The sequence below is a fragment of the Vibrio sp. VP6 genome (assembly GCF_028823755.1).
Classification (GTDB): domain Bacteria; phylum Pseudomonadota; class Gammaproteobacteria; order Enterobacterales; family Vibrionaceae; genus Vibrio; species Vibrio parahaemolyticus.
On sequence record NZ_JAPEID010000002.1, the window covers coordinates 94138 to 106108 of the forward strand.

Genomic DNA, 11971 nt, shown 5'->3' on the forward strand with positions numbered 1-11971 from the left:
TGACGCTTCACATTTTATTGATATAGGGGCGTAGTTCTATTTAAGCGTAATGGATTGAGGGAGTTAAAGTTGCACGCTGCCAAGATTGCTCATTTGATTCATCGCCCATCTTGTGCGGCGAGCAGTGTAATCACTTTGTGGATAGACTTTGATTCGATATGGGTTTGGCAACACCACGGCTAAACGCGCTGCTTGCCACTTCGAGAGTTGCTTTGCACTGACACCAAAATAATTCTGCGCCGCCGCTTCAGCGCCGTAAATACCGGGACCAAATTCAACCACATTTAGATACACTTCGAGAATGCGCTCTTTACTCCACATCAGCTCCATCAGCAAGGCAAAGTAAAGCTCATAAGCCTTGCGAACGTAGGAGTGAGAAGGAAACAAAAACACATTTTTCGCGGCTTGTTGGGTAATAGTGCTCGCGCCTCTCGACGGACCATTATCACCAGCCTCGGAAATCACGTCGAATAGCGACTCGAAATCGACACCATAATGATGAGGGAATTTTTGGTCTTCGGTCGCAATCACCGCTAACTGCATATTTTTTGAAACACGCGACAAGGATACCCATTCGTGTTGGCTGCTGTCTGGATAGTTCTTTGGTGGGGCAACAATGCGGCTTAACTTCCATCCCCATATTGGTGGATCGACATATTTCACCACACCAACCAAAACGACTGGGGCGATCAGTAATATCAACACCATTTTAAATAGAAATGACTTAAGCCTTTTCAACATGTGTGGTTCCCCAATGCATTAGCGATTGATGATAAACAAACCAGCGAGATTGCCTGATTCAATCAGGAACAACAAGTTTTTGAGGTAAAAAATAGGTCAAAAAAAGCCCGATTTACAATGTAAAACGGGCTTAGAATTTGATTAGACTGAATTATTTATTCAGCTTGTAGAACACGGTTGAAAGTGGTGGTAAACGAAGCTCAAGTGATTGAGGCAGTGATTCACTTTCGACTTTTTCCGTTTTCACACTGGTCAGCACTTTAAAATCGCTGCCGCCGTATTTGCTGTCGTTCGTGTTCAGCAGCAGTTCGTATTGACCTGCATTTGGAACGCCTAAACGGAAACGCTCGTGTGGTACGGGCGTAAAGTTGGTGATGATGAGAATACGCTCACCTTCTTTACTGATACGCTCGTGCGCTAGGATACTCGCATCCGCTTCGTCTTGTAGACGCCACTCAAAACCCGCAGGGACACAATCTTGATCGTGCATCGCCGCTTCATTTCGGTACAAGTGGTTCAAATCTCGCATCAGCTTTTGGACACCTTGATGACGCTCATATTCCAGCAAGAACCATTGCAACTGATCATCGTGGTTCCACTCCGCCGTTTGGCCGATTTCCGCGCCCATGAAGTTCAGCTTTTTGCCCGGTTGACCATACATGTAACCGTAGTATGCACGTAGGTTTGCGGTTTGCTGCCATTCATCACCCGGCATCTTGTTATGGATAGAGCCTTTGCCGTACACCACCTCATCGTGAGAGAGAGACAAGACGTAGTTCTCGCTGTGCGCATAAACCAGCGGGAATGTGATGGTATTGTGGTGGTATTTGCGGTGAACAGGATCTTCTTTGATGTATGAAAGACTGTCGTGCATCCACCCCATATTCCACTTGAAGCCAAAACCTAAACCCCCCATAAAGGTTGGCGCAGACACTCCAGGAAACGCCGTTGACTCTTCCGCAATCGTCATCGCATTCGGGAAGTGCTTGTACACTTCTTCGTTCATCCATTTTAAGGTTGCTATTGCGTCGTAGTTTTCGTTACCACCGTCGACGTTCGGTACCCACTGATCGTGGCTACGTGAATAATCGAGATAGAGCATCGACGCGACAGCGTCCACGCGAATACCATCAATATGGAATTGTTCAAACCAGTACAGCGCATTCGATACAAGGAAGCGACGCACATGTTCACGGCCTAAATCATAGATGTATGAATTCCAATCTTGGTGCCAACCGCGACGCGGGTCCGGGTCGTGGAACAACGGTGTGCCGTCAAAGTTTGCTAAACCGTGGTCATCCGATGGGAAATGCGCCGGAACCCAATCCAGCACCACACCGATACCAGCTTGGTGACACGCATCCACGAAGAATTTGAAATCATCAGGAGAGCCGTAACGGCTGGTTGGCGCAAATAGGCCAACGGGTTGATAGCCCCATGAACCATAGAATGGATGCTCAGACACAGGCATCAGCTCAACGTGGGTGTAGCCCATATCCACAAGGTATGGCACCAACTGCTCCGCGAGTTCGCGGTAGTTGAGGAAATCACCTTTCTCGTCGCGCTTCCATGATCCAGCATGCAGCTCATAAAACGATAACGCTTCATCACGCTTTTGTGTCACTGCGCGGTTTTGCCATTTCGCATCTTGCCATTGGTAACGCTTGTGATCGTAAGTAATGGATGCGAACGATGGGTATTGCTCAGAGTAGAAACCCCAAGGGTCTTGTTTGTGTGGCAGCCCTTCCCCATTTGGCCCTTTGAGCTCAAATTTGTACTGAACGCCTTCTTCTAAGCCAGGAATGAACAAACCCCAAATGCCATAATCTAAACGTTGCATTGGGTGACGACGACCATCCCATTGGTTGAAGCAACCCACAAGGCTAACAGCCGATGCATGCGGAGCGTAGACGAGGAAACGAACACCGGAAATGTTTTCACCGCCACGTTCTAGCGTGACAAAGTGCGCGCCCATGTAGTGATACATGTCTTTTGGCGTATGCAGATGCTCGTACTCTTGGTAGATATTGTGGTACTGGTACGGGTCATCAATAATTTGTTCAACACCATTCCAATCGACCGCTAAACGGTAGTGGGTCAGGTGTAAGTCGCGTTGCTCTTTTAAGATAAAACCGCTGTCGCCATCGCGTTCAAGCGCCACGCGAGGTTCACCATTAACAAGCAGTTCAACCTTGTTCGCGCCCGGCATCCACACTCGCAGCGAACCTTCGCCGTCATCAATGAATGGGCCCAACGCCGCAAATGGATCTGAGTAAGCCGCCTCAGCAAGCAGTTCGTACGCGCGTTCGTGTTTTTTCTTTATTTTCTTTGTTTTGGTGATTTTCAAATCTTTCTCCCTAGAGCCAATATTCGTTTGAACCGAATGTTGGTTTCTCCACAGCCAACGTTGTGAACTCACAAAAGACTCCGCTTCTCACGTTCGTCGCGTAAACGGCGTCAAAATACAAAAATGCCCGCTATTGTCGCGGGCATAATAACGGTACTTCATCCTAACGGATTGTGTGGGTTGAATGAGTGACCTAGACGGAACTTTCGTACCTCTGAGCTAACAAAATTAGTAATCCGCTCATTCATCTACGTCACTCTACGCATCTTATTTGCTCGCCTGTGCGCGAACTTCTGTAAGGCGTTTAGAAATGCGATTCACGTCTTCACGACTGAAGATTTCATCTAGGTTCATCGACAGCTTACGACGCCAGTTTGGATACTCATCAACCGTGCCAGGAATGTTGACCGGTTGATCCATTTCTAACCAGTCTTCAAGCTGAACGCTAAGCAGTGCAGAATCACCCGCAGCAACGTGCAATTGAAGCGCTTCGCTTAGGTATGAATCCATTGGTACGAACTGCGCATCATGGCCAATGCCTTCTGGCAAGTAACCGTGCCAACGAACGCTGTCTAGGATGCCTTGTTTGCACTTCAAACGGTCAGCGAATAAGCCTTCCAACTGTTTTTCATCTGGGTACAGACCAATCTCACGACCCATTTTCAAATCATCACAGTGCCAGAAGCCGCGTAGGGTTGGCATGTCGTGCGTACACAATGCCGCCATAGACTGCTCTGCGTAATGCTTCGGAGAAATAAAGCCGCCGTCCTCTTTTGAGGTTTCGAAGAAGAAGACTTTGTACGAATGCACGCCCGCATCACGTAGGATATCAACGATTTCATCTGGCACAGTACCTAAGTCTTCACCAATCACAGAGCACTGATGACGGTGCGACTCAAGCGCTAGGATTGCGAGCATGTCTTCTACTGGGTAGTACAAGTACGCGCCTTCTGTCGCTTTTTCGCCTTTTGGAATCCACCATAGACGCAATAGGCCAAGTACGTGGTCGATACGCAGTGCACCACAATGCTTCATGTTGGCACGTAGCAACTTGATGTACGCATCGTAGCCTGTCGCTTCCAACACTTGAGGGTTAAGCGGTGGCAGACCCCAGTTTTGACCTAGAGGACCAAGAATATCTGGTGGCGCACCGATGCTTGCATCCAGCACTAGGTTGCCTTCATCCGCCCATGTTTCACTACCAGAATCAGCAACACCAACCGCAAGATCGCGGTACAGACCCACAGCCATGCCTTTTTCTTCAGCTAGGGCTTGCGCTTCTTTGATTTGATCGTCTGCGATCCATTGTAGGTACATGTACAAGTGAACGCGATCTTGGTTGTCTTTGATGTATTTCTGAGTGCCAGCCGCGTCGAATGTGCGGTATTTCTCAGGGAATACAGGCCAACCCCAAACGCCAGAATCTTCAGCGTGCAAATCTGCATGAAGCGCATCAAATGCCGCTTGGTGCAATAAACTTTCGCCGCCCTTCTCTACGAAATCTAAGAATGCGCGAGCGCGGTCCGTGTTTTTATCGAGATGACGAGCCTTGAACTCACTAAACAGCAGCGGCAATACGCTCATTTTTAGTTGAGAAACTTCGGTGTAGTTCACCCAATGTGAGTCACGCGCTTTTTGTAGACGTTGTTGGAACTCTGCGCTGCCCACTCGCTGTTGTGCTTCTGCACTTAGCGCAAACTCAGGTACAGAGCTTACGTCGATGTACATGATGTTCAGCCAGCGACGAGAAGACGGGCTGTATGGGCTCGCACCTTCTGGGTTTGCTGGGAAAAGTGAGTGAATTGGGTTCAAGCCAATGAAGTCACCACCACGAGAGGCAATGTCACTCACCAACTGTTTTAGGTCACCAAAATCACCGATGCCCCAGTTATGCTGAGTACGCAGTGTGTAAAGCTGAATGCTTGGACCCCACAGTTTTTTGTGTTGGTTTAGGTCTTCTTGTTTGAAACACGCTTTCGGTGTGATGATCAATGACATCTCGTAAGGCGTTTTACGACGCTTACGGCTGATGATCAGTTTGTGGTAACCCCATGCCAAGTTCTTTGGCAATGCAAACACTAGAGGGCCACCCTCAGCACGCTCATCACGAACAATTTGAGACTGAAGATAGCCTTCAAGTACCTCTCCTTGTTCTGTTTCTAAACGCCAGCTGAATTCACTCTCACGAGCACTCGTACCTAGGTTTAGTTCCACTTCGACTGGTTCGCCGTCGCGTAAAACAAGAACAGGGGCTAGTACGTCTTTCTTATGTTTCTTTTCAGCAGAAGCCAATAGTTTTTCATCGCTGCTAGTATCGTAGCCTAGTGAAGTGAGCAAGCGGCGTAGAGTCTCGTCAGAAACTTTTGCCTCGTCTCCCCACGCGCTGACGTAGCTATCAGCCAATCTCGCCATTTCCGCGACTTTCTTTAATGCTGTTTGTTCTTTCATCGCTTTCTCCGAAGGTAATACCAACACCTTCCATGTAGGGTTTTATTGTTATCAATAACGTAAGTTTGCAAATGACCAAAGGTAGCGCTTGGCTACCTTGGTCTTAACTCTGTTCTATTAACGGTGAACCGCTTCTAGTTTCCAGATATTGTTCACGTAGTCGCGAATTGAGCGGTCTGAGGTGAACTTACCAACGAGGGCGGTATTAAGAATGGCTTTCTTCGCCCAGCCAGCTTGGTCTTTATATTGTTTGCCCATCTCTTCGTGCGCTTTCACATACGATGCGAAGTCCGCAAGACATAGGTATGGGTCACCGCCATCCAGTAGGCTATCGTACGTTGCACGTAGTAGGCCCGGTTGACCTGGAGTGAATTCTTCACCCAGTAGTAGGTCCATGGACGCTTTGAGTAGGTGATCCGCGTTGTAGTAGTCAAATGGGTTATAACCTTGAGCTTTCAGTGCTTTCACACCTTCAACGTCTAGACCGAAGATGTAGATGTTTTCATCGCCCACTTCTTCACGAATTTCAACGTTCGCACCATCCATCGTACCGATAGTTAGGGCACCATTTAGCGCCATCTTCATGTTACCCGTACCTGATGCTTCTTTACCCGCTAACGAGATTTGTTGAGAAACGTCAGCCGCAGGGATGATGATTTCAGCCATGCTCACGCGGTAGTCAGGAATGAATACCACTTTCAGCTTGTTACCGATGCGAGGGTCGTTGTTCACCTTGTCTGCAATCTTGTTGATTGCGAAGATGATTTCTTTCGCTAGGTGGTAACCCGGTGCGGCTTTCGCTGCGAAGAACACTACGCGTGGCGTGCACTCAAAACCTGGTTCGTTAAGAATACGGTGGTACAAAGACAGTACGTGTAGCAAATCTAGGTGCTGACGTTTGTACTCGTGCAGACGCTTGATTTGAACATCGAAGATAGCATTAGTATCGAGCTCGATACCCATGTGCTCTTTCACCCAGTTTGCTAGGCGCTCTTTGTTCTCTTTCTTCACTGCCATGAATTCTTTTTGGAATTTCGCGTCAGTCGCGTACTTAGCAATGCCTTCTAGCTGCTCAAGTTTCGCTGGCCATTCTGCGCCTACTTTCTCAGTGATAAGCTGAGACAGACCTGGGTTACAGAATTTCAACCAACGACGTGGCGTAATACCGTTCGTTACGTTGTGTAGACGTGTCGGGTACATTTCATGGAACTCTGGGAATAGGTCTTTCTTAACCAACTCAGAGTGAAGTGCCGCCACGCCGTTTACTGCGTAAGAGCCGATTACACATAGGTTTGCCATGCGAACCATGCGGTGGAAACCTTCTTCGATGATAGAAAGCTTCTGTTGTTTCGCAACATCGCCCGGCCACATTGCACGTACGTCTTGTAGGAAGCGGTGGTTGATCTCGTAAATGATCTCCATATGACGTGGTAGTAGGTGCTGGATTAGCGACTCTGGCCATGTCTCTAGTGCTTCAGGAAGTAGCGTATGGTTGGTGTACGCGAATGTCTTAGAGCTGATTTCCCAAGCCGCTTCCCAAGTTAGACCTTTTTCGTCCATCAGGATGCGCATTAGTTCAGGAATCGCAATCGTTGGGTGCGTATCGTTAAGCTGGATAGTCTCTTGCTTAGGTAGATCCGCTAGCGAGTAGCCTGCTGCTTCGTGGCGACGTAGGATGTCGCGTACAGACGCTGCTGAGTGGAAGTACTGCTGCATCAGACGCAGTGTTTTACCTTTCTCGTGGTTGTCGTTCGGGTAAAGCACTTTAGTGATGTTACCTGCGTCGATCAGTGCGTGTTGCGCTTCGAAGTAATCACCGTTGTTAAAGCTTGCTAGTGAGAATGGTGCAATCGCCTGACATTCCCAAAGACGTAGCGGGTAAACAGTATCTGATTCGTAACCTACGATAGGCAGATCCCAAGGCATTGCTTTTACAGACATGCCAGGAACCCATTTGCGAACTTCTTTACCGTCTACATTAACAACTTCAACGTGACCGTAAAAACCGATTTCTTGCGCCAGCTCAGGACGAGCCACTTCCCAAGGGTAGCCTTCCACACCACGCCATGCGTCTGGTGCTTCTTGTTGGCGACCGTCTTTGAACGACTGCTTAAACAGGCCGTATTCGTAGTGAAGGCCGTAGCCCACTGTTGGGAACTCTTGAGCAGCACATGAATCCATGAAACATGCAGCCAGACGACCAAGACCACCGTTACCAAGTGACGGATCGCGCTCTTCTTCTAGAAGGTCAGTTAAGTTATGACCTAATTCAGCCATTGCTTCTGTTACTTGTTCGTACAGACCCATGCTGATTAAGTTGTTGCCCGTTAAACGGCCAATAAGGAATTCTAGTGAAAGGTAGTTAACGCTCTTCGCTTGTTGGATGCGAGGATCGGTTTCAGTAGCAAGCAAATCAAAAGTAGTGAACTCAGCCAGTGCGCGACCCATTGCTAGGTACCATGCGCGGCTGTCTGCATTTTCAACCGTGTGAGCGTAAGTTACTGAAAGGTGTTTCTTAACGCTGTCTTGGAAGGACTTCTTGTCAAATTGTTTCTGTTGAGTAGGTTTCATTACGAAATTCTCACGTCTTTTAGTAATTCATCTGCCATACATCGTGCATTTACCTCTGTGAATAAACATCCTCCTAATTCTCCTCCTTTGCAGGAGGAGGGGTGAGGGCGTAGAGGGGGGACCATAAGGAAGTTAGTGATCCAAATCTCAACACGACGTCCTTGGCTCCTATTCTTAGTGATTTTGATCACAACCAAATATGAGAAAGGTTAAAGATTGTTCATGACGCTTTTTATTGCCCTTTTCACCTATCATGCAAAAAGTGTCTTACCGATCACATTAGCTTCGTTAACATCGAGAAATTTTTCGCAAGAGATGTGCAACACAATCTTAATAGCACCAACACCAAAGACATTTAAGTGACAAAAATCACAAAACAAGGGCGTAGTTGATGCCAAATCCATCAACTCTTGAGAATTAGGAAGTGGATCAAAGTAACGAGCATTTCTGATGTCGTACCATCCCTCTCGGCTTACAAGATTGAGCAATTTTTATACAAGCTAGAATTATGCGGTGTGAGTCATTTCTAGTTTTGCTAGCTTTTATACCTAAGTGACCTCGGGAGATGGCATTTTGTGTGGATATTGCCAAACCCAAAACAGGGCAGTGCAAAGTGAAAATCACGCTTAATCGCCGAAACATTGATGGTTGTTTAACGGTGTCGCTGGACGAGAGGAAGACTTCGAGAGGGTCTCTTGTTAAAAACAGTGCGTTGAAGTCACTTGGGTATCATAAATAAGGACATAATTACTAATGTGGATTCCATCTAAACTTACTCGTCCCGGCCGACTACACAATGCCATTGTGCGCCCACGAGTGTTGGACTTACTACAACAAGCGCCTTACTACAAATTGGTTTTGTTCCGTTCTCCAGCAGGTTACGGAAAAACAACGATGGCCGCTCAGTGGCTATCCGATAAGCCAAACGTCGGTTGGTACAGCATTGACGACAGTGACAATGATGGCTTTCGTTTCGTCAACTATTTACTCCAAGCGCTGAACAAAGCGACCAATTTCAGCTGCTCGAATGCGCAAAAGCTGGCCGAAAAGCGCCAGATTTCCTCTTTACGCTCCCTGTTCAGCGAAGTATTTGCCGAAATGGCAGATTTTCATCAAGAATGCTACGTGGTTCTCGACGACTACCACTTGATCACCAACGATGAAATTCATGAATCCATGCGTTTCTTCCTCAAGCACATGCCAGACAACTTAACGGTTGTCGTCACCAGCCGTGCAGCGCCACCTCTGGGCACGGCTAACTTGCGTGTGCGCGATTTAATGATCGAAATCGGCAACGAAATGTTGGCGTTTGATACTGAAGAAACCACCCGCTTCTTTAACCAACGCATTGCCGATGGCATTGATGAAGACATGGCGAACAGCCTAAGAACCTACGTGGAAGGTTGGCCATCTGCCATGCAGTTGATCGCGCTGCAAGCCCAACATCAAAACCGCACATTGGCGCAAACCGTCGAGTCGGTATCGCAGTTCAATCACGCGCATTTGTGGGATTATCTGGTCGAAGAAGTATTCGACCTGCTCGATCACGAAACTCGTCACTTCTTGATGCAAGTGTCTGTGCTGGATCACTTTAACGATGAACTGGTATTTGCCCTCACTCAACGCGAAGACGCGCTGGGTCTGATTGAATCGCTTAACCGTTACGGCTTGTTCATTTATCCACTTGAAGGCGAGCATAACTGGTTCCGCTTCCACAACTTGTTTGGCGAGTTCTTGTCTCACGAGCGTCAAGCACGTATTCCTCAACAAGAAAAAGATCTTCACCGCAATGCGGCGGTCGCTTGGTTGCAACAAAAATCGCCACACCAAGCCATTCATCACGCACAAAAGTCCAACGATAAAGACTTAGTCGTTGAGATTTTGAATGAATTCGGTTGGAAGATGTTCAACCAAGGCGAATTAAGCACACTCGAGCATGCCATCAATAAGCTGGATGCAGAGCTGCTATTTAGCCACCCTAAATTGACGATGTTACGTGCATGGTTAGCGCAGAGCCAACACCGATACAATCAAGTTGGCCAATTGCTTGAAGAAGCCGAAGAAGAGCATAAAAAGCGCAACATCGAGCTAGATATCCATTACCAAGGCCAAGCCAACGCGCTGCTTGCTCAGGTCGCGATTAACAGCAACCAACCCGAGAAAGCGCTTGAACTTGCGGAGCTGGCTCTCAGCCAACTAGACAACACTATTTACCGTAGCCGAATTGTCGCGACCTCAGTCGTAGGCGAAGTGAACCACGTACTGGGTAAACTCGACCGCGCGTTGCCGATGATGCAGCAAACCGAAAAATTGGCGCGCCAGTATCAGGTTTACCATCAAGCACTGTGGGCGATTTTACAACAAAGCGAAATATTGATTGCTCAAGGTTACGTGCAAGCGGCCTTTGAGCTGCAAGATTCAGGCTTTCGTCTGATTGAAGATCAGCAATTACAGCACGTTCCTCTACACGAGTTTTTATTGCGTATCCGCGCACAAGTTTTATGGTGCTGGAACCGCCTAGATGAAGCCGAAGAGTGTGCATACCGAGGCCTACAAATTCTCGAAAACCATTCGCCGAGTAAGCACTTACATAGCTACTCAATGTTGGCGCGCATTGCGATTGGCCGTGGCGAGCTAGACAAAGCCGGTAAATTCATCGAGCACATTCAACATTTAATGAAGCAGTCTACGTACCACGTAGATTGGACCGCCAACGCCTCTTTATCGTTGATCTTATTCTGGCAAGCGCGTGGCAATACAGAAGCCATGCAAGAATGGTTGAACACGGCGGTTCGTCCAGAATCGGCATGTAACCACTTCTTGCAACTGCAATGGCGCAATATAGTGCGTGCACATATCAATTTGGGTCAGTATGAGGAAGCACGCCAAGCGCTAAACTTCCTGCAAAGTGAAGCGCGCCGTACCAACCTCATTACCGATACCAATCGCAACCTCGTTGTTGAAGCCGTCTTGGCCGCACGCCAAAAAGACGAAGAGCAAGCCAAAGCGCTGCTAAAAGAAGCGCTAGTAATGACGAACCAAACCGGTATGGTCGGAAACTTCCTAATTGATGGCGCTACGATTGGTGGCCTGCTAGAGAAACTCAGCCTGCGTCATGAGCTGGGCGATCTAGAACGTCACCGCGCTCAACAGCTAATGAAAGACATTTCATCGAATCAACGCAGCCGCTCGATCCACTTTGATGAAGACTTTATTGAAAAGTTGGTAAATCACCCGAATGTGCCGGAGCTTGTACGCACGAGCCCGTTAACACAGCGCGAATGGCAGGTTCTAGGTTTGATTTATTCTGGCTTTAGTAACGAGCAAATCGCACAAGAATTGGATGTGGCAGGTACGACAATCAAAACCCACATTCGCAACTTGTATCAAAAGCTCAACATCGCGAATCGTAAAGAAGCCATTGTAACTGCGGAGAATTTACTGCAATTGATGGGTTACTAAACCAAATAACCTTAGTAAAGAAATGGGCTTTTAATTGAAAACAAAAATGGGTTGGCGTTATGCGTCAGCCCTTTTTTTATAAGCCGCCAGTGAGGGAAGTGCAATTTGCAAAGCACGTAAGTAACGTTGTTCATATACGACAGGCAAAAAAATAGCCAACCGCAATAATCGCGATTGGCTCATATTTATTGTGAACAATCTATATTCACTAACAACGTCAGTTGGCTAGGTGACCCTCGGCTTAAGAAGGGTCGAGAAGTATTACGCATTAATCATGCCAATTTTCAAAGCCTTATTTTTGGGCACAAGATCTCATATAAACTGATATTGCCTATATAAATTTTTGCAAAAAACAAAATCTAATTGCATTGTGCAATTTCAAAATGCAATTGAGGTAATTTA

At 47.4% G+C, this 11971-nt stretch carries 5 protein-coding genes; 1 reads left to right on the plus strand and 4 read right to left on the minus strand.

Annotated elements, in window-relative coordinates; translation table 11 throughout:
- Positions 1-63: 63 nt before the first annotated feature.
- The 4 genes from mtgA to OU793_RS01775 all read right to left on the minus strand — a co-directional run bounded on the left by mtgA (position 64) and on the right by OU793_RS01775 (position 8107).
- Entirely contained in the window at positions 64-741 is a 678-nt protein-coding gene (mtgA, locus tag OU793_RS01760; protein ID WP_140103707.1) for a monofunctional biosynthetic peptidoglycan transglycosylase, read from the minus strand.
- Positions 742-892: 151 nt separating this feature from the next.
- Positions 893-3142 carry a 1,4-alpha-glucan branching protein GlgB gene (gene glgB, locus OU793_RS01765; RefSeq protein ID WP_180793908.1) on the minus strand — a complete coding sequence of 750 codons (2250 nt, stop codon included), beginning with the start codon at positions 3140-3142 and terminating at the stop codon, positions 893-895.
- A gap of 213 nt (positions 3143-3355) precedes the next feature.
- A complete protein-coding gene (malQ, locus tag OU793_RS01770; protein WP_005480181.1) occupies positions 3356-5536 on the minus strand; it encodes a 4-alpha-glucanotransferase in 2181 nt (726 codons plus the stop codon).
- 117 nt (positions 5537-5653) lie between these two features.
- Positions 5654-8107 (minus strand): glycogen/starch/alpha-glucan phosphorylase, encoded by a 2454-nt coding sequence (locus OU793_RS01775; RefSeq protein WP_005458319.1) that lies wholly within the window; start codon positions 8105-8107, stop codon positions 5654-5656.
- A gap of 753 nt (positions 8108-8860) precedes the next feature.
- On the opposite strand from OU793_RS01775, the gene malT reads away from it, so the two are divergent.
- Positions 8861-11569 carry an HTH-type transcriptional regulator MalT gene (gene malT, locus OU793_RS01780; RefSeq protein ID WP_005480178.1) on the plus strand — a complete coding sequence of 903 codons (2709 nt, stop codon included), beginning with the start codon at positions 8861-8863 and terminating at the stop codon, positions 11567-11569.
- Positions 11570-11971: the final 402 nt, after the last annotated feature.

Coding starts and splice junctions, on each gene's coding strand:
- mtgA (WP_140103707.1), bottom strand. CDS start 741: ATGTTGAAAAGGCTTAAGTCATTTCTATTTAAAATGGTGTTGATATTA.
- malQ (WP_005480181.1), bottom strand. CDS start 5,536: ATGAAAGAACAAACAGCATTAAAGAAAGTCGCGGAAATGGCGAGATTG.
- OU793_RS01775 (WP_005458319.1), bottom strand. CDS start 8,107: ATGAAACCTACTCAACAGAAACAATTTGACAAGAAGTCCTTCCAAGAC.
- malT (WP_005480178.1), top strand. CDS start 8,861: ATGTGGATTCCATCTAAACTTACTCGTCCCGGCCGACTACACAATGCC.